Annotated in this window: 13 protein-coding genes and 1 pseudogene; 11 read left to right on the forward strand and 3 right to left on the reverse strand. The window is 70.8% G+C overall.

The genetic code is table 11. The features are described from left to right. The first annotated feature begins 99 nt into the window (after positions 1-99). On the forward strand, positions 100-2,364 hold the full coding sequence (locus tag ABZ385_RS03460) for a restriction endonuclease (protein ID WP_358909484.1): 2,265 nt from the start codon (positions 100-102) through the stop codon (positions 2,362-2,364). A gap of 193 nt (positions 2,365-2,557) precedes the next feature. Here ABZ385_RS03460 and ABZ385_RS03465 read toward each other — a convergent pair. The 3 genes and pseudogenes from ABZ385_RS03465 to ABZ385_RS03475 all read right to left on the reverse strand — a co-directional run bounded on the left by ABZ385_RS03465 (position 2,558) and on the right by ABZ385_RS03475 (position 9,165). Beyond that, positions 2,558-4,032: pseudogene (locus tag ABZ385_RS03465) on the reverse strand (LacI family DNA-binding transcriptional regulator). Positions 4,033-4,747: 715 nt separating this feature from the next. After that, positions 4,748-8,845, reverse strand: coding sequence for a HEAT repeat domain-containing protein (locus ABZ385_RS03470; RefSeq protein WP_358909486.1), 4,098 nt, complete (start codon positions 8,843-8,845; stop codon positions 4,748-4,750). Beyond that, positions 8,824-9,165 (reverse strand): CU044_2847 family protein, encoded by a 342-nt coding sequence (locus tag ABZ385_RS03475; RefSeq protein WP_358909488.1) that lies wholly within the window; start codon positions 9,163-9,165, stop codon positions 8,824-8,826. Before ABZ385_RS03475 ends, ABZ385_RS03470 begins: the two co-directional genes overlap by 22 nt. Positions 9,166-9,626: 461 nt before the next feature. Here ABZ385_RS03475 and ABZ385_RS03480 point away from each other — a divergent pair, with 461 nt between their 5' ends. The 10 genes from ABZ385_RS03480 to ABZ385_RS03525 all read left to right on the forward strand — a co-directional run bounded on the left by ABZ385_RS03480 (position 9,627) and on the right by ABZ385_RS03525 (position 23,003). Then, a complete protein-coding gene (locus tag ABZ385_RS03480) occupies positions 9,627-10,019 on the forward strand; it encodes a hypothetical protein (RefSeq protein WP_358909490.1) in 393 nt (130 codons plus the stop codon). Positions 10,020-10,454: 435 nt separating this feature from the next. Next, positions 10,455-11,000 (forward strand): DUF5994 family protein, encoded by a 546-nt coding sequence (locus ABZ385_RS03485; RefSeq protein WP_358909492.1) that lies wholly within the window; start codon positions 10,455-10,457, stop codon positions 10,998-11,000. A gap of 707 nt (positions 11,001-11,707) precedes the next feature. After that, positions 11,708-11,911 (forward strand): cold-shock protein, encoded by a 204-nt coding sequence (locus tag ABZ385_RS03490; RefSeq protein WP_004986771.1) that lies wholly within the window; start codon positions 11,708-11,710, stop codon positions 11,909-11,911. Between the two features lie 423 nt (positions 11,912-12,334). Beyond that, positions 12,335-13,789 (forward strand): DEAD/DEAH box helicase, encoded by a 1,455-nt coding sequence (locus ABZ385_RS03495; protein WP_358909494.1) that lies wholly within the window; start codon positions 12,335-12,337, stop codon positions 13,787-13,789. A 41-nt stretch (positions 13,790-13,830) separates the two neighbouring features. Beyond that, positions 13,831-14,157, forward strand: a complete 327-nt coding sequence (locus ABZ385_RS03500) for a CBS domain-containing protein (protein ID WP_358584492.1) — start codon at positions 13,831-13,833, stop codon at positions 14,155-14,157. Between the two features lie 38 nt (positions 14,158-14,195). Next, positions 14,196-14,564, forward strand: coding sequence for an SCO5918 family protein (locus tag ABZ385_RS03505; protein ID WP_358909496.1), 369 nt, complete (start codon positions 14,196-14,198; stop codon positions 14,562-14,564). A gap of 180 nt (positions 14,565-14,744) precedes the next feature. Then, entirely contained in the window at positions 14,745-20,549 is a 5,805-nt protein-coding gene (locus ABZ385_RS03510) for a caspase family protein (RefSeq protein ID WP_358909497.1), read from the forward strand. A 13-nt stretch (positions 20,550-20,562) separates the two neighbouring features. Beyond that, entirely contained in the window at positions 20,563-20,946 is a 384-nt protein-coding gene (locus ABZ385_RS03515; protein WP_358582870.1) for a hypothetical protein, read from the forward strand. Next, positions 20,943-21,578: a hypothetical protein gene (locus ABZ385_RS03520; protein ID WP_358909499.1), complete on the forward strand. Its 636-nt coding sequence runs from the start codon at positions 20,943-20,945 to the stop codon at positions 21,576-21,578. Before ABZ385_RS03515 ends, ABZ385_RS03520 begins: the two co-directional genes overlap by 4 nt. A 651-nt stretch (positions 21,579-22,229) precedes the next feature. After that, positions 22,230-23,003 (forward strand): hypothetical protein, encoded by a 774-nt coding sequence (locus ABZ385_RS03525; RefSeq protein WP_358582866.1) that lies wholly within the window; start codon positions 22,230-22,232, stop codon positions 23,001-23,003. Positions 23,004-23,005: the final 2 nt, after the last annotated feature.

The raw sequence follows: 23,005 nt of genomic DNA on the forward strand, positions 1-23,005 counted from the left end.
CGGAGAGGTTCTAGAGGAGAATCTGCCCCCTCTGGCCAGCACTCGGACCGCTGCAGAGAGTATGGAGGCCAGTGGCGGTCTACACAGGGTGAACACGGCATGGATTCCTTCGACTTGGGGCGGCTGACGGACCACGACTTCGAGGTGGTCTGCCGTGATCTGTTCAGTGACGTCCTCGGTATCCCGCTGGAGATCTTCCCGCGCGGCCGGGACCGTGGCATCGACCTGCGGTACACCGGTCCCTCCGGGACGACCGTCGTGCAATGCAAGCACTGGCCGCGCGAGACCCAGACGACGCTGATCAGGCGCTTGATCAAGGATGAACTGCCCAAGGTTCGCGCGCTGGCACCTGACCGTTACATCGTCTCCACGACGGTCGCTCTGACCGTCGAAGGCAAAGAAAAGCTCTGCCGTGCCTTCGCCCCGTACGTGCGCGGCACCGGCGACCTGTACGGCGTGGATGAGATCGTCGCCGAGCTGCTGCGCCGTCCGGACCTGGTCCGGCGGCACTTCCGGCTTTGGCTGAGCAGTACCTCCGTCCTTCAGACCGTGCTGAACCAGGACCGGTACCTGCGCTCGTCGTGGCTTCAGAAGCGGCTACCGGGCGTCGCCGACACCTTCGTCCCGCACGAGGGCTTCGAGCGAGCCAAGCAGCTTCTGGATACCCAGCAGGTCTGTGTCATCGCTGGCATCCCCGGAGTGGGCAAGACGACGGTGGCACTGATGCTCGCGGCCTGGCTGATGGGCAACAACTATGAGATCCACGAGATCTCCCAGGACATTAACGAGATCGGCACCCTGTGGCGCGATGGCTCGCGGCAAGTGTTCCTGTACGACGACTTCCTGGGCAGTACGGCCCTTGAGACGCCGTTGAACAAGAACGAGGACAATCGCCTGCTGTCAGTGATACGGGAGATTCAGGAGACGCCCGGCAAGGCACTGGTGCTGACGACCCGGGACTACCTGCTGGAGCACGCCCGTCTCCGGCATGACCGGCTGGTCGCGCCGGACGTGTCGGACGCGGTCAGCGTGATTCGGCTGACCGACCTGCATCGGCGGGTGCGAGGCCAGATCCTCTACAACCACGTCCACCACTCCTCCCTGTCGCCGGACGACAAGCGCCGATTCACCGATCCAAAGGTCTGGCATCCGGTGGTCCGGCACAAGAACTTCAACCCGCGTCTGGTCGAGGAGACCCTCCGGCTCTCCGCGCGCCGGGGCCAGGACGTCGCGGCGGCGATGCTGGAGAACCTGGACGACCCGCGCCGCGTATGGGAACGCATCGTTGAGAACGAGCTGACGGACGAGGCTGTCCATCTGCTGGAATTGCTCTTCGCCTTCGGATCCGCCGGCCTGAACGAACTGGAAGAGTCCTGGCGCCGGTACCGCACAGAGGTGGAACGGGTGGCGGACGGCAGAACGTTCCGCAGGGCACTGCAGTTGTTGGACGGCACGATGGTCTCGGTCGAACAGGGGCAGGTCGCGTTCCACAATCCGTCGATCGAGGACTATGTCCGTTTCCACCTCGACGCCGGGCGGGCCCGCTTCCCGGAACTGCTCAAGGCACTCGTTCACGAGGAACAGGTGCACCGGATCGTCTCTGCGGCCCGTATGGTCGACGGGACGGGCATCCTGGCCCGGCTGCGGGAGCATGAGCCGACCGTGGCAGCCATCGTTCAAGCGATGGGGGACGACGTGGAGACCCGGCTGTGGGATGAGAACGAGAGCCAGCCGACCCGTCTGGAGTGGGTGCTGGAGATTGCCGAGTTGTTGGACTCCGCGACGCTGGCGGCGTACGTGATGCGGGAGGCTCTCCCTCCGTTCATCCACTACGAACACTTCTCCCATCTGGAGAGCCTGGCCGACTCACTCGCCGTCAGTCCGTTGGTACCGAGCGCATACGCCGAGCGATTCCGGGAAGAGGCAACCGACGCCATCCACAGCGAGCTGCTGGAGAGCGTCGAGGCCGGCGACTGGTACTGGTCCATCGCGCTGTACCACCAGCTGCGCCGGACACCGTCCAGAGCGTCCCGCGAACAAGCGACCGAGGGGCTGGTCCGGAACGCTCTGGAGGAGCTGCGCCGGCTCGCCGCAGAACCCGAGCGTGAACCACGTATCGCCTACCTGGAACTGTTGGAGGAACTGGTGGACTTCCTCCTGAAGCAGAGGGCTGAGAACGAGCTGCCCGAGGAGTTCGCCGTCGTGTACGGCAGAGCCCAGCGCGTGTTCGCGCTCCGGGAAGCAGAGCGGAACAAGTGGCTCCAGGAGCACCGGGTCCAGTGGGATCCGTCCGAGCGTTCCGACGTCGCTCGCGATCACGCGCTAGTCACCGCTCTGATGCGCAAGCTGAACGACACACACTGACCGCTTCCGGCTGGGAGCCATCTGGGAGCCGACCCGCTCCCCAAGCCCCTTCGACACCAACCGAGACCACCCCACCCCAACGCCCTGAACAGGCAAAACACCAAACCACCCGGTGTCGATCTTGTTGGAACCTCATTCGGGACGAAGAGGTCGTGGGTTCAAATCCCGCCACCCCGACAGCTGAAACACCAGGTCAGGCCCGGTACTGAGAGATCAGTACCGGGCCTGACCTGTTCCTGAAGGGCTCCTGGAGAAATCCTGGAGAAGATCTTGGATTTCCTCTCCGGACAGCGCCCTCCTGTCGAGCCTTCAGCAACGCGTCCAGGGCAGTCACGGGCGAGCCGGGGATCATCGCCCGGCGTGCTTCCAACGCTTCCTCCCACATCTCGGTGTGCGCGCTCATCAGCGCTCTCCGCATTCCGGCCGTGATGTGGTCGTACCGCGACTGCACGGAGCCGTCCTCATGGCCCAGCGTTCGTCCATGAGCTTCGGCGGGGTCCCCACTTTCCTCATGAAGGTCTTGTGAGTATGGCGGAGCCCATGCGATGTCGGGCCCGGAGCGATCGGCACCCAGCAGGCCTCAGCGCGCTTGGCGGCTCCTCACCCCCGTGCCGGAATCCCGGGCCACGGCTCGGCGACCACGGGCACCGGGCGCTCCTCCTGCCTGCCGCGCCGGGGGTAGCGCCCCGTGGCGGCGGGTCGAAACAGCCAGGTGGCGAACCCGGAGCGACGCAAGTGTGCGGCCAACTCCCCCGTTGCTGCGTTATGGACGTACCCGAGATCGGTGATGGCCTCCAGCACCTTCAACCGAGTCGGCTCCGCCACAGCGTCCGGGCGGTTGAGGGCGTTGGGGGCGGTGCCGGCCGAGACGCCGACGCGGCGCGCTACGTCGACCAGCTTCGCTCCCAGACGGCTGGCAGCGCCATTGGCGGTGCCGTGCCCGCGGAAGGCGTAGGCCAGTCCATGGCACTCGCAGGGCCGCGTTTCGTCCGGGCGATGTGGCCCGCTAGCAGCATGGCGAGGAATTCCGAGGGGGGGTCGATGTCCCGGCAGGAGTCATGCTTGGGCGGGCAACGGTGCAGTTCGCCGGTGTCCAGCTCGTAGAGCTGCCACTCCACGCGGACGCTCTTCGGTCGGACGAATGCGGTCTCAAGCCCAACGATCTCGCCCCAGCGCATACCGGTGTAGCCCTTGACGATGCCAGCTGCGAACTCATCGTCGCGGCCGGACAGCAGCGCCATGCGCTCGGCTAGCAGAAGAATGCCGAGAGCTGTCGTGATCGTCTTCTCCGGGCCTCGGTTGCGTGAGCGACCAGCGCGCTTTCCTCGTCCGCGCCTCTTGGTTGCCGGATTGGAATCGCGCAGCCAGCTCTTCGATGTGCCGGCGGTAGTTCTGCATGGTGGACGCCGCCAAGTCCTGTGCGGCGCACCAACGGTTCACGTAGGCGCCGAAGGTGTTCCCGTCAGGGGGCGCCTTCTTCGTTCTGGCCAACAGTTTCGCCTCTTCGGCGTCCGCCGCTTTCTTTGCCGCTGCCCTGGTCCGAAAACGGAGGGCCTCACCATCTGCGTCCCGGACTGTTGCGTACTTGCGGGGCGCGAGCGTGTACCGGCCGTGCCAGTAGCTGCCGAGGTTCTCGGCATAACCCGACTTGGCTGTTTGTGCAGGCAGCAGCCTGCTTCCGGGGTTCTGTCAGTTGTGTCAGCGAGCTGGGGTTCTGTCAGAGAGCTCGTGCGATGCGGGGGTGGGTCTCGTAGCGCGGGGAGGGCGGCCGGCCGCCGCGTCCGGTGCGTGGAGGCGAGGGGAGCTGGCGGATCCAGCCGTGTTCTTCGAGCAGGCTCAGTGCGGGGTCGAGATCGCCGATGGCGGGGAAGCAGCATCCGGAAAAGCTCCCGTTTGGTGAACTGCTCGGGTCGGATACCGACAAGTGTGGCCAGGACGTTCAGGCCCGCGTCGTGAGCAGGGTCGGCGCTCATGACGGTGAACACGTCCAGGGCGTGGGCGGTGAAGTAGTCGCCCAGCTCGGTGGCGGCGGCCATGGTGGCGGCCTCAATGGGCTTGTGCCATCCGACCTCCGGGGGGGGTTGCCAGGTGCAGCAGTCCGGCGATGCGGGCCACGGCCCCGTCCCGCTTGGATGCCCACTTCACGACCGGGGCCAAGGGTCCGTCGGCACGTGGGCTCCCCTTCCTCGCCCTGGTGGAGGCCTGACGGCTTCAAGTTTTCCACGCCCGTTGCGACCGGCCACCGGCCTTGCCTCCCCGTTCCTCGGAGGCACCCCCGTCAGCACGCCTGAGGGCCCCGAGCCAGTTAGGTAACGCACACTGCACCAGGTAGCGCCTATCCATCCGCGAACGCGGCAAGCTGGGCACGGTAGCCGTCGCGCGGTCAGATGGGGCCGGCCCTGCGGGTGTCGGATTGGCGTGCCTTCGCGAGCAGCGCGCGGCCGTGGCCCCGCAGCAGATCGGAGGGGACCGCGCCGAGCGAGACGTCCCGGACGACCTGGCGCAGTTCCCCGACCGGGGAGCCCGCCAGCACCTGAAGCACCTCCAACTTGTTCCGCATCGGCACCTTGGGGTCGGACACGAAGTCCCGGGCCGCGGCCGCCGCCGGTGCGTGCTGCAGCTGAGCCAGGGAGATCAGCACCCTGCTCTGGAGATAGCGGTTGCGCTCCCTGGCCAACCGTTCGAGCAAAGTAAGCACGTCCGCACCGCCCAGGTGCTGCAACACCTGGACCGCGCCGACACGGACCATCGGCGACAGGTGCCGGGTGGCGGCGATCGCCCGGTGGGCGGCGCTCGTCTCCGGCAGCAGGCGACCCCGGGTCAGCGCCAGCGCGCGGACCCGGACCGCCGTCACCTGGCGGTTGTCGGCCGCCACGTCGGGCAGCACCTGCCTGGCCCGCTTCGGGTGCGCCCGGCACAGCGCCTCCAGCACCTGGATGCGCGAGTGATCGTCGACCGATACGTCCGTAAGCAGCTCCTCCAGTGCCCGGCACCCGTCCTCCGGAGCGATCTTGCCCAGCGCGCTGGCGGCGCGGATCCGCAGCGCCGGACCGAACGCCGACGAGGCGAGCCGCTCCAGGCAGCGGCGTGCCCGGCCGTCGCCGAGGTCCGCCAGGAACGTGCCCGCCCGCACGCGCATCTCCTCTAGCAGATCCGGGTTGTCCAGCACGGACAGCAGGGCGTCGGCGGCCTTGCGGGTGCGGAACTGGTCGAGGCGCTCGGCGGCCAGGATTTGCGACGTCCGGGGTGCCGAAGGATGCAGCGCGATGATGGTGAGCGGGTACAGCGCCCGCAAGTCTCCTATACCGTCCAGTGCCTCGGCGGCCTGCAGACGCAGACCGATACCTACCGCGGGGTCGCCAGCCAGGCCGTACAGGACGTCCTGGCCGCGCGGGTCGGAGAGGGAGAGCAGCGCCCGGCCCGACTGGAGCCGCTCCGGTCCGGGCAGCCGCTCCGTCGCCGCGATCGCGGCAAGCGCGTCGGCCGCTCTGGGGTCGCCGTGCCGGGCCAGCGCCTCGGCCGCCCGCAAGACCAGCGCCGGCTCGTCGGACCGCCCGGTCAGCAGATGGGCCAGGATGTCCACGACGCGGGGGTCCCGAAGCCGGGAGAGTCCGTCGGTGGCCGACAACCGCAGGAGACGGTCCTCTGAAGTGTCCTGGGCGATCCGAGCCAGGCATTCGACGGAGTCTTTCCCGCCCAGCCATTCCAAGCCCTCCAGCGCCCGGCTACGGGAGGACACCAGGCGTTCCCGGTCCTCGGCAGCCTCGCGCAGGTACCGGAAGGCGAAGCGTGCGTGGAGCCGGGATAGCGCTTCCACTGCGGCGGACCGCACATGTGGGTGGGCCAGACCGTCGACGGTTATGCCGAGCAGGATGGCGACCGCGCTTTCGGGCGCGATTCGGTCCAGGGACTCCGCGGCGCGCAACCGGTCCACCCACCAGGTCTCGGAGGACCGGGCGAGGTCCGCCAGCGCTCGCGCACCGCGCTCGTCTCCCAGCCGGCCAAGGATCTCAGCGGCCCTGATCCTGTGCCCCGCGTCTGCTTCTTGGTCGCCGGCGACGGAGACCGGAAGCTCATGGGCGTCCGCGGCGCCGAGGTCTGCGAGCATCTCCGCGGCGTGCAACCGAGAACCCAGGTCGTGCATGGGGAGTGCCGCGAACGCGGAAATCTCCACGGTGCCCCGGGCGTCCCCGAGGTCCACCAGCGCCCGGGCGGCACGCAGCCGGTCGAACGGGTCACGCCGCTCGTCTCGAACCACCGCAAACAATTCCCGCCTGGCCACCCGCAGCACCCGCCAAGGGACGGCAGCGCCCTCGCTGCTCAGTCGGGCAACGTATTCGGCGCCGTGCAGCTCCCTGGCCCAGTGCGCGAGCAGCCGCGCGAACCCCGGACGGCTGGACCAGGAGGAGACGAGGAAGTCGACGTAAGGACTCTCAATGGCGGCCAGCGGGGCCACCCGGCGCCTGCGCGGCCAGCCGCCGACGATCGAGCGGTAGGCGGTCCGGTTCCATTCGGGGTCTCCGACCGTGGCCTGCGCCGCAAGGTGTTCGAGCAGCGTCTGGTGGACGAACTCCAGGCCGCCGCCACGCCGGACGACCAGGCCGCCGCGCAGCACCACCTCCTCACACAGGGTGATCCACTGCTCAGGGTGAAGCGACGCGGGCCGCAGGTGGCCCGTCCACCGTTCGATCAACTGCCGTTCGGGGGTGATATCTCCGCGGTACTTGGCCAGCGCCAGCTCCTGCAGGAGTTGATCCGTCAGAGCGCCGAGTCCTTCCGCCGCGCTGGCCCCCTCGGCGCCGTGACGGTCCAGCACGGCGTGCGCCTGCTCCAGCACGTTGGCCCGCTCGCCGTACTGCTTGGCGCGGAGGAGGTCCATGAACTGCGTGTAGAGCGCCCAGCGGCCCCGAGGCAATGGCTTCTGACCGGAGTATGCGTGCAGTTGACAGAGCATGGTCGCCATCAGCGGCACCGTCGCCATGTGCCGCACGCTGGGAATCCTGACGTGATCCAGGAAGGCAGTGGCCCTTGCCTCTGGCTCGGGCAGGCCCAGGGCAGTGAACCAGGCGCGGGCGAACCCGGGTAGCTGCTGGATGTCGAAGGGCAGCAACGAGCAGCATCGAAAGCGAGGTTCGGGTATATCCCGGACGTCGAGGGTGGGCCTGGTTGCCAGGACGAACCGGAACTGGTGCGCGTACCCGTCCTGTTCCCGGATCGAGGCGAGCTTGCTTAGGACGCGCTGCCGCCCCTCCGGGCTCATCACCTCGTCCAAGCCGTCCACCAGCAGCAGCCAGTGCACGCCCGGCGCCGGAGGAGCGGAGAAGAGGTCTTCGCGGATAGGCCTGACCAGCCCGGCGGCGCTCAGCTCCCGGGAGACGGCGTCATGCAGGAGACTCGCGAAGGGCCGGTCGCCGACAAGGTCTGCGGCCCTCACCAGGACGGGGACGGAGTGGTAGAAGTGCTCCTCGGTCCACCTGCGGGCGACGGTGGTGATCCAGGACCGCAGCAGGCTCGACTTCCCGAAGCCCGGCCCGCCGAAGATGATCACGTCGTCGGAGTGGTCCAGAAGCCCGTCGGCGGGGGTCCGCGTCTCGGCGTCGGGCACCTGGTCGGGGCCCCGGTACGCCGTCGCGTGCTGGTGGACGTAGACGGTGGACAGTGGCGGCGGCTCCGTGCCGGGGACCACGCCCGGGTGCGGGTGCTTTCGGGCGGCTAGCGCGGAGATGTCCAGGAACTCACGCAACTGTGGTCCGAGGAAGGGCCAGCCGCCCGCCTCGATCTGCGCGTCCGACAGTGTGCCGAGCCAGGTCCGGCAGTCGGTGCTCCACCGGCTGTCGCACCAGCCGGGATCGATCCGGGCGGTCAGCTCATGCGCCCCGACCATGTGCGAACTGCCGGTCCGGTCGGCGGTGGTGAGCATGCCAGCCACGCACCCCGTCCGGTGGTTGAGGACGGGGCTGCCGCTAAAACCAGCGGTCACCACCGTCCCTCGTAACCGGTGCAGGCTGTTTGGTCGCTCGAAGGCACGGGCGGACGTGCCCTCGTAGGTGAAGGTCGCGGACTGCCCGGCGCGGAACATGCCGGACGGGTGCCCATGAGTCCACAATGTGTCACCGACGGCCAGCCGATCCGACAGCGGCAGGGCGGCGGGACTCTCCCGCCGGTCGGCGTCGGTGACCTGAAGGAATGCCAGGTCGAGCCCCTCCCCCGGGGTCAGGAAGTACCGCTCCGGACGTGCCTCAAGTTCCAGAACCAGCGAGCGCGAGGCGATGCGACCCACGATCCTGCGCGGTAGCTCCGTCACCGAGGCGGCCACCACGTGGGCGCACGTGGCCACCACGCCGGGTGCCACGAAGAAGCCGGTGCCCACGGCGAGCGGTTCGCCGTCGGGCGAGGGCACTTCAAGCGCGACCACGGAGTCCAGCAGCGCCGACTCCTGCCTCTCCGGGGGGAGGCCCGTCAGGCCGAGGTACTGTCCCATTCGAGCGTGACCTTGAAAGCCGACTTCGCGCTCGCCTTGCCGATGGCGGCCACCAGAGAGCCCGACTCCAGGGCGATGTCGCAGCCGAACTCCAGCGTCACCCTGCTCGCTGTGCTCTGCCGGGCCTGCTCGCCCACGGCCCGCGCCACCGCGTTCAGTCCGGACATGACCTGGTCGAGGTTGGGGCGACGGGCGCCGATCGCGGTCTCCTCGCCGTCCGTCGCCGCCTCGGCGGAGCCCGCGAACACCTGGATGCGCACCCCGTCCTGGGTCACCGGGACCACAACGGTCTCTACCACGGCGCGGTCGTACTCTGTCATCGTGCATCCCCTCAAGACATCGGCCCGAACGTCCGTGACGAGCCCTGAGCGGGCCGTAGCGGGACATCGTGACACAGACCACTGACAGTGCGGGGCCGCGCGAGATAATGCCTGCGCACGGTGGTTCGGCACGGCCCCATGAAGCTCCAAGGGCGAGCAGCGAGCTTCAACTGGCGCCGCCCATGCTTACCGCAAGCAAGACCCCGCCACGCCGCGCCTGATGGATGCGCTCTGCCCTGGCTGCGCACATGCGGCTTCACCAAGTAGCAACGTTGTCCAGGTCCTTGTCCAGTGCGTCGTCGGCCCTCATGGTTTGCCGCTGTACGCGCATTGCGTCTGACCTGCTCCGTGAACCCCTACGAGCACCGCTGTACAACCGCGCGCACCGTTGGAAGGCGGGCGCGGCCGTGAGGCTGGGCGTTCCTCTGATTGGCGGTGCGACGGCCTGCGACGATGTGAGCATGCCGACGCCTGGAACGCCCCTCCCACCTTCACTCATCCCCGATTGCACCAAACCGGAAGCTCACCGCGCGGCCTACAGAAGCGCCAAGGCCAACGACGCGATCTTTGTGTGCATCGCTCGCCAGGGATCCGGCTGGAAGGTGGAGCTTGACGCCTTCTCCAGCAGTGGGCCCACCATCCCGGATGAGGCAGTGGCAGTCCTGCAGTTCGCGGTTGAAGCCTTGGTGTCTGCCGGCACGGTGACGCAAGCCAACATTGCACCTGACTACATCTCCATATGGGCGCTCAAGAGCGAGCGGCAGGCACGCGAAATCGCGGCTGCGTTCCATGCCGCCATGCAGGGACTCCGGCAGCTATACATCGTCCTTCCAACCCCGCATAGAAGAGCCTAACCTCCGAGGCTCGCCGTGCCTGACGCCGAGGCGAGCCGTGCGCCCTGCGGACCACGCATCTGCGGACCGCAGCCCGGCACCCGCATTTGCGCGCACCGCGCGTGAGCGAGCCTTGGAGAATTCCTGGAGTGATCTTGCGTCAGGATCCCTGAGACTAACGGAGACCGACGCTCTCCCACCCTCTGACCTGCACCTTGACCTAGAGCACAGGTGGACGATCTTCCGGGCCCAATCCGGGATGAAAAGGTCGTGGGTTCAAATCCCGCCACCCCGACAGCTGAAATACCAGGTCAGGCCCGGTACTAAGAGATGAATACCGAGCCTCACCTGCGTTGGGGGCCCAGGTAGGGGTTTGCGGGATCGGCTTTCGTGTCGGTTTCTCGCTCGGCTTCAGCGCACCGGGCCGGTACCACTGCCCGGGGACAGGTCGACACCATGACGGTGCTCACCGTACGGACCTCGACGAACACGCCGCCCGTCTCGCCTTCCAACCGTTCGGGCTTGCGGTTGTCCCTCAGGCCTCCGGGGCCGCAGGTCGGGCTGCTCGACGGGGCCTGGTGGCCGCGATCCCGTGACCTCCTTCGTGAACTTCCCTCGCTGGCCTCGCAGTTGGACTCCGTGTGGGGACGCATCACCCGGGTCGCCGTCAATCCGGCGTACTGGGGCGTCATACCGCGCGAGGTGCCCGTCCGCGGCCATGTGGTCAAGGTGGTCGGGTTCCGTACCGAGCAGGACCCCCACCAACTCCTGCTGCTCTCCTATCGCGTCGGCCGCTGGGATCTGTTGGTCGTTCCTCCCGAGGCCGATCCGGATGTCGCCTCACGGCTCATGGCCGTCGCCTGCGATCCCCGGGTCGTCCGCACCGCCAGCGCGCTCATCGCCGCGCAGGCAATGGCGGCCACAGCGGCAGCGGTAGCGGCGTGGGAGGTCGAAGTGGGCGCCACCGTCGGACGCCTCGGCGCTCCCGGTGGGAGGAGGTGACAGTCATGGGTATCGGTGTCACCATCGGCGGCCTTCTTCTGTTGCTCTTGATCGCCCTTGCGATGCTCGCCCTTGCGGTGCTCTTCATTCGTCTTCTGCATCGTCGGCACTCCTCCTCTCGTCGGCTTCCCGTGCGCCCCGGCAGCCGTGACCACGCCCCGCAGCAGCCTGATGCGGAGGGCAGGTCGCCCAGGTCCTCAGCCGGTTCTTCGTCTCCGACGAACCCCGCAGCTACCCACGGCAGTGAAGATGGCGGCAGCCGCTTGCACATGACCGTGGACACCCGGCTCGCCCGGGAAGCCGAGCCGTCGGCCAGGGTCCTGGCTCGCCGACAGCCGCTCGCAGGGCTGGCGCACCCACACGTCGGCGAAACGGTCTGACCCCCGAGTTCGTCCCGTCTGCGGCCACATTTTCGTGGCAGGAAAATCCGTGATCTGTGCTCGCGAAGTGAGAGTTTAATGATCCGGGCAGGAAGGGTTTTTGATGGAACGGGCGGAGGGGAATTATCCGGCGCGCACCGGCCGAGATGTCGTGCTACTGTCTTCATCAGTTGCAGTTGTGGTTCCCGAAAAACTTCAAGTGCTCCTGGTCGAATACTGCGATCGGGGCGCTTTTGTATGACCGGTCTTTTCCGGCGGGGTAATCATCGCGGCGACACGGTGTCCGCGCAGCGCGGATCCCGATGTACTGCCCCAAAGGAGATTGACATGGCTACTGGCACTGTGAAGTGGTTCAACGCGGAAAAGGGCTTCGGCTTCATCGAGCAGGACGGCGGCGGCGCCGACGTCTTCGCCCACTACTCGAACATCGCCGCCCAGGGCTTCCGCGAGCTGCTCGAAGGCCAGAAGGTGAGCTTCGACATCGCGCAGGGCCAGAAGGGCCCGACGGCCGAGAACATCGTTCCCGCCTGACGCGTACGCGCACACTTGCAGCTGGGGCCCGCATCCTTCGGGGTGCGGGCCCCAGCTGCATGCATTTCCCGCACGTCCTGGGGTCCGCCCCTGGTGACGGTGCGGCCGCCCTACCGGCCGCACCCGTGCGCGGGGATGGGTGCGGGCTTTCCAAGCCCCCCTCCCCCGCCCCACCGAACCCGTAACTCGTCATCCCCTCCGCGCCCTGCGTCTGCCCGAGCGATCAGCGGCATCAGCGGTCAGTTTGATTCCGACTTCCGGTCTTTGATTCGGCTCCGGTTTCGGCTCGCGTCTGGGTTTGGGTTTGGGTTTCAGTTCGGGTTTTAGTCTCTGTTTTTTCTTCGGTCCATTCTTGTGATTCTCTGCGCTGCTCATCGCTGCGGGAATTCCTTGATATGCGCCGCATCGAGGAAGGTTCCCCGCATGAACCGCACACGTTCGAACGACCGTTTCGCCCGCCCCCGTAGTGGCAGTGGTCACAGCCGTCGGCCCGCCGCCGTGCAGGGTGAGTTCGCTCTCCCCAAGACCATCACCCCGGCTCTTCCCGCCGTGGAGGACTTCGCCGACCTGGGCATGCCGGGCCCGCTCCTCGCCGAGCTCGCCAGGCAGGGGGTGGCCGTCCCGTTCCCGATCCAGGGCGCGACGCTGCCGAACTCCCTCGCCGGCCGTGACGTGCTCGGCCGCGGCCGCACCGGCTCCGGCAAGACCCTCGCCTTCGGCCTCGCCCTGCTCGCCCGTACGGTGGGCCAGCGCGCCGAGCCCCACCAGCCGCTCGGGCTGATCCTCGTACCCACCCGTGAGCTCGCGCAGCAGGTGACCGACGCGCTCACCCCGTACGCCCGTTCCATGCGGCTGCGGATGACCACCGTCGTCGGCGGGATGTCGATCGGCAAGCAGGTCGCCGCGCTGCGCGGCGGGGCCGAGGTCGTCGTCGCCACTCCGGGCCGGCTGAAGGACCTCATCGACCGCGGCGACTGCCGGCTGAACCAGGTCGGCATCACCGTCCTGGACGAGGCCGACCAGATGGCCGACATGGGCTTCATGCCGCAGGTCACCGAGCTGCTCGACCAGGTACGTCCCGAGGGCCAGCGGATGCTCTTCTCCGCCACCCTGGACCGCAACGTCGACCTGCTCGTGCGCCGCTACCTGACGGACCCCGTCGTCCACTCCGTCGACCCCTCGGCCGGCGCCGTCACGACGATGGAGCACCACGTCCTGCACGTCCACGGTGCCGACAAGCACACGGCCACCACCGAGATCGCCGCCCGCGACGGCCGCGTGATCATGTTCCTGGACACCAAGCACGCCGTCGACCGGCTCACCCAGGACCTGCTCAACAGCGGCGTACGGGCCGCCGCGCTGCACGGCGGGAAGTCGCAGCCCCAGCGCACCCGCACCCTGACGCAGTTCAAGTCCGGGCACGTCACGGTGCTCGTCGCCACGAATGTCGCCGCCCGCGGCATCCACGTCGACAACCTCGACCTCGTCGTCAACGTCGACCCGCCGACCGACCACAAGGACTACCTCCACCGCGGCGGCCGCACCGCCCGCGCCGGCGAGTCCGGCAGCGTCGTCACGCTGGTCACCCCGAACCAGCGTCGCGGCATGGTCCGCCTCATGTCGGACGCCGGGATCAGCCCGCAGATCACCCAGGTCCGCTCCGGCGAGCAGGAGCTGCACCGCATCACCGGCGCCCAGGCCCCCTCGGGGATCCCGGTCGTCATCACCGCGCCGGTGACCCAGCGCCCCAAGCGTGCCGGTGCCGCCCGTGGCCGTCGCCGTCCCATCTCGGCGGCGCGGCGTGCGCACGTACAGCAGCAGCGGAGCGCCGGTGACGCGCCGGTCGCCGTGGCCGCCGCGGCCGTGACCGCCGCGTAGCTCTCGTCCCCCGAAGCCGTCCCCTCTCCGTAGGAGCACCCTTGACGCTGGTTCAGACGCTGGTCCGCCCCATGAACGCCGGGTCCGTGCTCACCTCGCAGGACGACACCGCGGAGGAGGCCGAGCCGCGGGTCTGGGCCGACATGACCGTCGAGGACGCCCTGTGCGTCATGGCCGGCGCTCGCGTCAGCCGCCTCGTCGTCTGCGACGAGGACGGCAAGCGTACGGACGTCGTTACGTGGGTGGGGCTCACCGCCGTCCGGTCCGCTTCCGGGTACACGGATCGGGTCCGCCTGCGCGACATCGGTGCCCTCGGGGCCCTTGGGGCTGTCGGTGCCCTCAGGGCTGCCGACGCCCTCGCCGTCTGAAACAACTCATCGTCGCCACCCTCTCCCTGCGAGGTCCCATGCGCTGTGTCATCGCTCGTTTCCCGTTCGACCTGACCAAGAGTGGCGTGCTCGAGACGATGAAGGGCGTCAAGCCCGAACCCGTCACCGGGCAGTCCGTGATCATCGGGCGGCGCCACTACCCCGTCAAGCAGGTCGGCCGGGTCATCACCCGCCAGGACCCCCGCGACTTCAGCGCGGGCGAGGTGCTCCGGTCCATGGCGCAGCTCGGTTTCACCTGCCGTGCCGCGCCTCCCGTCCGCGTGCCGGCCGTCGTCCCCTCGGCCGTCCTCAGCCCGCTCCAGCGGGCGTCCGCCATGCTGGGCGCCTCCGTGGCCCCTGTGGCCCCTGTGCCCGCCGTGGCCGCCGTGGCCGCCGTGGCCGTCTGATCGGAACAGCAGCAGCGAGGGCCGGTACTGATTCCAGTACCGGCCCTCGCTGTTTCCGTACCGGCCCTCCCGCTTTCCGCCACGGGCGGGCGGCGGGCGCCGGGCGGGGTGAAATCATGTGGCCCACGTGGCCCTTGTGGCCTTGAGGCGGTGGGTGGCCCAGGGCCCGGGGGAGGGCGGATGGAGCGCGTCGTGCGGAAGGCGCTGTTGATCGGGGTGGGGGAGAGCCCCGGCGTCGAGCAGTACCTGCGGCCGCTCTCCGCCGCCGTCGACGCCGATCTGCGGGCCATGAGCGCCGCGCTCCGCGGCAGTGACTACGCGGTGGAAGTGCTGCGGGACCCGACGCGCAACGCCATCACCGAACGCATCACCGCCCTGTCCGCCGAGGCGCCCCCGGGCAGCACCCTGCTCCTCTACTTCACCGGGCACGGCGTACGCATCGGCGACACCGACTACCTGGTGCCCGCCGACGCCCGAGCCCCCGCCGCCGATGCCCCTACCGGGGACGCCGGGCCCGCCGGGGCCACCACCGATGCCCTCACCGGAGCCGCCGGGCCCGCCGCCGATGCCCCCACCGAAACCGCCGAAACCGCCCAAGCCGCCGCAGCCGCCAGCATCCCCACCCGTGCCCCCGCCGACCGCTGGGACCAGCCGCACGTCCGTGAGTCGCTGCTCGGCGCCGACATCAGCAAGTACCTGGGCCGGTGCCGTGCCGACACCGTGCTGTGGCTCATCGACGCCTGTCGCTCGGCCGCGGGTGGCGGGGACGGCAGGGACGGCAGGGACGGCAGGGACGGCGGAGACGGCGGAGACGGCGGAGACGGCGGAGACGGCGGGGACACGGCGTTCGGCAGTCGGGTCGTCGCGGGCCCGCCGAACGCCCGCTTCGCGATGATGACCGGGTGCGCCCCCGGCGAACGCAGCGGCTTCGCCGACACGGGCAGCTTCTTCTCGCTGGCCCTCGCGCACGCCTTCGACCCGCTGACCGAGGCCACCACGGTGGAGCAGGTGTACGAAGTGGCCCGGCGCGAGGCCCGGACGCTGGCCCGGCGGGCCCGGGCCGAGCCGCAGCGGGTCCTCGTCCGGTACGGCAGCGACCTGGAGGCCGAGTGCCGTGGCCGGCAGGTCGCCCAGGGCCGGCGGCTGCTGGAGACCTGGCGGGAGGCCGTGCGGACGCCGGCGCTCTGGCAGCACGTGCCGGCGGGCGACGCGGAGACCGTCGCCCGGCTCCAGGACTGCCTGGGCGCCCTCGCCGGGGACGTGGCCCGCCATGTGCATCGCGCCCAGGAGCGGCTGCCCGACCCGTGGGCCGACGACGACTTTCCCGTACGACTGTTGCGTGACCGGCTCCCGATGGTGCTCCCGAAGGGCGCCGAGCTGTCCGCGCTGGAGGTCGCTGCGCTGATCGCGGGCGTACTGCTGCACGAGGCGGCCTGGGCCGAGCGGCTGAGCCAGGCCGCGGAGCTCCACCCGCACCGCACCGACCGCCGGTCCGACGCGGACGCCCAGCGGCGGCACTACGAGCAGATCGCCGAGCAGCACCCCCAGGTCACCGAGAAGCTCGGGGGCTGGCACTGGTGGCGGACCGGCCCCTCGGACGAGCGCAACGCCGTCATGCTCTGGCTCGTGCACCGCTGGATCGGCGAGCGGTTCGCCACCGACGAGGAGGCCGTGCCCGCGGCCTGGGCGGACGCGTTCGTCACCCGGCTGCTCCAGCCTCAGGTGGCGCCGTCCGGGTCGGGCGTGCCCACCGGCGAGGGGGCCGGTCAGGACGGTGCGGGCCGGCGAGCCTCGGCTCCGTCCCCGCTCAGCGGCCGCGCCGGCCAGTTGTCTCTCGCCCTGCGGACCATCGCCGCCGGTCTCGCGCTCGGCGCGCCGCCCGACGAGCAACGGCTCGCGCTCCCGGACCGCCATGTCCTCCCCGCGTCCCCGAACTCCCCTGCCGGGCAGGCGATGTGCAAGAGTCCGCAGCGCCTGCGCGTACGTCCCCTCGCCGCGCTGTTGCGCCTGGCCGGGCTGCTCGCCCTCGATGCCCGGCGGCTGCCCGAGGTCCTCGCCGAGCATCTCGCCGTCTCCGATCCGGTCGTGCCGCGCGACGTGATCACCGTCTTCCGGGACGCCACGTGGGATCTCGAACGGGACGGTGCGGCCCCCGCGTACCTGCACCTCGACGCCGTCTGCCCGCACCCCTCCATCCACGCCGCGCTCGCCTCGGTGGTCGAGGACGCGGACGAGTTCGGGCACGCGCTCAAGGAAGCGGCGGCGCGGCTGCCGGCCGACGACGCCGCGCTGCTGCGGAGCGTGCCCGCCCGGCTGACCGACCACCGGCTGCGTCCGGACGAGGTCGACGGCTTCAGCGCGTACGACATACCGCTCGCGCACTTCTCCCTCGCGCAGACGGAGATCCGCCGACTGCTCATGGGCGAGCAGCTCTACGACGGCAAACGGTCCCTGGCGCTGCGGGAGTTGTACCAGAACGCCCTGGACGCCTGCCGCTACCGGGAGATGCGGGTCCGCTATCTGCGCGGCTGCGGCAAGGAGCCGAGGCCCTGGGCCGGTCACATCCGCATCAGCACCGGCCGGGACGAGCGCGGGCGCTACGTCGAGTGTCTCGACAACGGCGTCGGCATGACCGTCGACCAGCTCAGGAACACCTTCACCCGGGCGGGGCGCCGGTTCGACCAATCCCACGCCTTCCGGCGCGAGCAGGCCGCCTGGCTACGTCATGACCGGGCCCTGCGTCTCTACCCCAACAGCCGTTTCGGCATCGGGGTGTTCAGCTACTTCATGCTCGCCGACGAGATGACCGTCGTCACCCGGCCGGTCGGCCCCGACGGACGCCCCGCCCGACGGGCCCTGCGCGTGGACATCCCGGTGAGCGGCAGCCTGTTCCGGGTCCAGGAGGCCGACGAACGCGAGGGCGCCGTCCTTCCGGAGGGCGGTACCCGCGTACGTCTCCATCTTCGCGAGCCCGGTGCGCTGAGCGGCGACGCGTGCCTCGCCGCCCTGAAGTCCCTCGTCCTGTACAGCGAGTTCAGGCTTGAGGTGGAGGGCAGGAGCGGGGGCGGGGGCGGTGACGAGGAGCGGCAGACGCATGTCTGGGCGCCGCGGTCGCTCCAGGCGGGCGGGGGCGCGTTCGAGGTCGGTGCGGAGTCGGCGCTCGAAGCGGTGCCGGGAGTCCTGTGGTGGGTTCCGGACGACGGCGCGATCGTGTGCGACGGCATCGTCAGCGACCAGCGCACCTTCGGGTACGTGCTCAATCTGACGGGCGCGCACGCGGGCAGGCTCAGCGTGAACCGGAACAAGCTGGAGGACTACGACTTCCGGTGGAAGTACCGGCAGATCCGGCGGGGCGCGGCCGCCCTCGCCGCGAGTCCCGGGCTGAGCCTGCCCTGGCTGCGCAGCATGGAGTCCAGGAACCCCGCGATCGCCCGCATCCTGTGGCAGGAGTGGCGGGGGAAGGGGGTCCGGGCCCTGGCCGACTTCGGCCGTACGGTCGATCTCGACGAGGTCGGCTGGTTCAAGCTGGACGCGTTCCTGGGCGGACGCGTTCCGGGACGGTACGAGGACGACTGGGTGAAGGGGGCGGTCCGGCCCTGGCGCAACGCGGTCCTGGGGTCCGGCGGCGGGCTCGGCGGGTTCAGTGGACCTGGCGGCGCGAGGGGTCCCGGCGACCCCGGCGGCCCTGGCGGCATGGGTGGACCCGCCGGCCCCGGCGGCCCTGGCGGCATGGGTGGACCCGGCGGCCCTGGCGGCATGGGGGGACCCGGCGGCCCCGGCGGACCGAGCGGTCTCGGTGACCCCGCCGGCCCCGGCGCCCCCGGCCGCACCGGCAACCCCGGTGGCCCCGCCACCCCCACCCACCCCACGACGCAGCGTGAAGCGGTCCCCCTGTCCCTCGAAGGGCACCCGGTGCCGGGTCCGGGCTGGTCGGACATCGCGAGCGGCGTCCACGGCGACTGGCGCAATGCCGTCCGGCTCGCCAACGTGCACAAGATGACCGTGTCGGAGGCGGTACGCGCGGCCCGGGGCCTGCGCATCGCCCACCCCCGCCTGGCGGCCCCCGCCGTGTACGCCCCGCACCCCCCGCCCTGCCCCCCGGCGGACGCCCCCCACGCGCCCCCCGGCGACGGCCTGGAATGGCGGCCGGGCTTCCTCGATCTGGAGATCGTCGCCGGTCTCCTCGGCCCCGAGCCCCATCCCATGGACGCCTCCCCCGGCCCGGTCCTGGGGCGTCTCTCGGCCTCGCGGGACTCCGGGCGGAAGATCTACTACCGGCACGCGCCCGACGACCTCAGCGGCATCGTGCGCACCTCCGCCAAGTGGCGCCGGGCGCTCGGTGAACTGGCGGACGAGTGCGCCAAGTTCGCCCCGTTCCTGGCCACCGCACCGCCCAGCGCCCCCGCCCATCACCAGGAGTACGTCTGCACGGACGACGACCTCGCCCTGCTCTACCTCAAGGTGGACAAGCACAGCTGGCGGCCCACCACGACGCCGTGGGACGTGCGGGCGGCGGCGGAGCGGATCGGCTGCGCCCCCGCCGACGCCTGGCGGCGGCTGGCGGACTTCGACTGGCTGCGGCCCGTCCCCGACCCCGTCCTGACCAGCCGCTGGGCCGCCGTGCCGGACGACCTCTTCCCCGTCCTGTGGCGCTACGTCGTGGCGGACGACGACGGCGGCGCGGCACTCCCGTGGGCCGCCACCGTCGCCCTCGCCGCGGAGCACGAGCTGCCGCTGCGCAAAGCCGAGCGGATCCTCGCCGAGCAGGCACGGCTCCTCGGCCTGCGCCACCGGCGGCGGTACCGCAAGGGCGCGCCGGGACGCCACGAGGTGCCCTCGCCCGAGGCCGGCGATCTGACGCACTGGCTGCACGACGCCGGCGTACGCCTGGAGGACGGTGTCTCCCTGCGGGACCTGGCCTACGTGCAGCCCCACCAGATGTCCCGCGTCGAACTCTCCTGGTACGCCGACGAGTTGCGGGCCGCCGGGGTGGACACCCCCGACGCCGCCCCCCTCCTGGAGGCGTGGGACGACCTGCCGACACCGAGCCGGTACGCGTTCTCGGGCATGGACCCGGCCCTCGACGCCGCCGACTACCCGGTGCCGGCCACCTCGGCCGTGCTGTTCGTGGCGAGTGAGCAACTGCGCGAGAAACTCTCGTACTTGTGGCGGACCGCCCGCCAGGAGGCGAAGCGCCTCGGGCTCGGCCCGGAACTGATCGCGCCGGCCCTCCCCAAGGGGCTGAAGAAGTTCTCCCCCACCTCGGACGAGACCGCGGCCCTGGTCGAGTACGGCTGGGAGGAGGACAGTGACTACGAGTGGTGCGAGAGCCCCGTCTGGACGCCCCTCACCGCGCGGCACCTGGTCGCCTACGCCCGCGCCCGCCACCTCGGCGTCCGTGCCGCCTTCGAGGCGCTGGCCCCGCTGCGCGCCATCGGCGCCCTGGTCCCGGAGCTGTCCGCCGAGGCCGTGGCCGCCCTCCCCGACGGCGTGCCCGGGCCGCACGACGTGGCGGTCGTCGACCCGGGGCACCGCGTCTCCGCGGCCGGGACGCCCTTGGTGCCGCTCGACCTCGTCAGCCTCGCGGGCCGGCTCGGCGAACCCGTACGGGACACCTGGCGCCGGCTCGCCCCGTACCTGCCGCTGGAGGGCACGGCCGCGGCGTTCTCCGGTGTCCCGGACACCGTGCCCCGCTGGCAGGACCTGGCGATCCTCTCCGAGCGGCTCGACGGCCGGCTGCCCGCCCTCGCCGGCCCCGTCGACCGGGAGCGGCTGGCCGTCTGCGCGGCGGCGGTCGGCGAGACGCCCGCCTGGGTGCGCGCCCGCCTGACGACGTACGCCGACTTGTTCGGCATCGAACCGCCACCCCCCGACGACCCCGACGCCCCCGACAGCCCCACCGACCCCGCCGATCCAACCGACCCCGAGGACCAGCCGTCCCCCGCCGCCCCCGAGAACGACGCCCCTGAAAACGGCGCACGATGACTGCGAGAACGCCATGACGATGCCGCACGGCCCCACCGCCGCCAACGCCCCCGCCCACGACCACTCCCTGGCGTACGCCGAAGAGGACCTCGGCGAGATCGACGCCGCCTCGTTCAGCCGGCGTACCGCGCCCGGCGACGCGGGCGTCCTCGTCACCGGGGTCTGCCCGCGCTGCCACGGCCGTACGCGGACCCTGTTCCCCTGGGGCATGCCGGGGACGGGCGGAAAGGGCGTACTGCGCCGGCTGCTGGGGGCGGGCCCGGCCGCGAGGCCGGCGGCCGGGGCCGACCCGCTCGTCGACGAGGTGCACTTCTGCGAGTGCGGCCACGCGCACCCCCTGTCCCCCGCGGACACCTCGTACCGAGGGTGCGGGGCGAGCTGGCGGCTCGGCCGGTGACCGCGCACCGCGACCGGCGCTGGGCCGAACTGGCCCGCGACCTGGAGTTCACCCGCCTCCCGGAACTGCGCAGACAGGCCGAGGGCTGGCGCACCGGCCTCACCGGGCTGACGGCGCTCCTCGCGGTGCTCGTCCTGCTGAAGGGGCAGGACAGCCTGACCGCCCTGCCGGCCTGGGCCCGCCACACGGCGACCGGGCTGCTGCTGACCGCCTTCGTCCTCCTGGTGGTGGGCTCGCTGCTGGCCGTCCGCGCGGCGCACGGCGTCCCGGGCGGCGAGATCCTCCTGGGCGGCCAGTCGCTGCGGCGCTGGACCGAGCGGGAGGTCTCGCGGGTCACCCGGGCGCTGGGGTGGGCGTCCCTCTGCTGCGTCCTCGGGGTCTCCCTGGTGGCGGGCGCGCTCGTCCTCGCCTGGGCCACCACGGAGACCGCCCCCACGCATCTGGTCGAGGTCAGGACCGCCGACCGCGTCGCGTGCGGGGAGCTGCTCGGCGCCGACCGCCGCCGCCTGTCCCTCCGTACGGAGACGGAGGGCATCCTGCGTCTGCGCCGGGCGACGGTGCTGGACGTGCGCCCGGTCCAGTCCTGCGCGGCCGGCACGACCACGGAGGCCGCCGTCGCTCGCCGGGGGTGAAAACAGGGGGCGGAAGCTGACTCGGGCGTTCCGGGGGACGTTCGTACGTCGTTGGGCTCTGCATGGCGGTTTTCGACGACTCCCCCCGCGACACTTCCACGCCCACCGCTCAGGGCGGCGCGGCGACCTGGCCCCGCGCGGTGGCCTGGCCCGGGGCGGTGACCTGGCCCGGCGAGCTGGACGCGGCTCTCGACCACTGCGAGTGGTGCGCGCGACTGCGGCAGGCCGACAAATCCGCTGCGTCAGACCTGTCCGACGGGTCGGACAGGTCTGACGGGTCTCCCGCCGCGTTCGCGCCCTCCGCGCATATGCGCGCGGCAAGGAGAAACGATTCCGTGGCCGTCCGTCGGCTGTGGTCCGGCGTGTGGCGAGGGCGCGGGCTGGTCGTCCTGTGGTCCGCCGCGACCGCCGCGGTCGTGTCGGGGGTCCTGGCCGTCGCGCTCGGCTGACCAAGGCCCGAGGCGGCGGCCCGAAGCGGCGGCCCGGGGCCCGCCCCGCCCGTCATCCGTTCGGTTCGGCCCGAGCGGCCGGTGATCCAACCCGGTGGTAGACACGGACGCAGGAGCGGGCGCCGTTGCGAGAGCCCCGCTCGTGGGGATCCGGACGCCCGCCGCCACCCGCGCGCGGGCCACAGCGAGTGGAGGACCACTCATGTCCCAGGGCATAACCCTTTCCGTGAATTTCACCCGGGGTCTCGACGACGCCTGGTCGAAGGTCGCCCAGTTCGTGCCCAAGCTCATCGGGTTCCTGGTCGTGCTGGCGATCGGCTGGATGGTCTCGAAGCTGATCACACGGGTGCTCGACCGGGTACTGAGGAAGCTGGGCTCGGAGAAGCTCGCCGAGCGCGCCGGGGCCTCCCGGATGCTCGCCGGCTCCAAGTACGACATGACCGCGATCATCTGCAAGGTGGTCTACGCGGCCCTGCTGCTGATCACGCTCCAGCTCGGCTTCGGCGTCTTCGGCCCGAACCCGGTCAGCGCCATGATCGACGGCATCGTCGCCTGGCTGCCGCGCGGCATCGTCGCCGTCGTCCTGATCGTGGTCGCCATGGCCGTGGCGAACCTCGTGCGGGACATCGTCACCAACGCCCTCGCCTCGCTCTCGTACGGCAAGACGGTCGGCACGGTGGTCTGGGCCTGCATCGTGGCGCTCGGCGTGATCGCCGCGCTGGGCCAGGCCGGCATCGCCACCGCCGTCACCCAGCCCGTGCTGTACGCGGTGCTCGCCTCCGTCGCCGGAATCCTGATCGTCGGTGTCGGCGGCGGCCTCATCGGGCCGATGCGGGAGCGCTGGGAGCGCTGGCTGCACACGGCCGAGCAGGAGACCGCCAAGGCCCGCACCAGCGCCGGCGCCTACCAGGCCGGGCGGGAGGACGCGCTGGCCAACCAGCCGGTACGCGACCGGGAGCCGACCGACCCCTTCTGAGC

The organism is Streptomyces sp. NPDC005898, from assembly GCF_040629635.1.
Classification (GTDB): Bacteria; Actinomycetota; Actinomycetes; order Streptomycetales; family Streptomycetaceae; genus Streptomyces.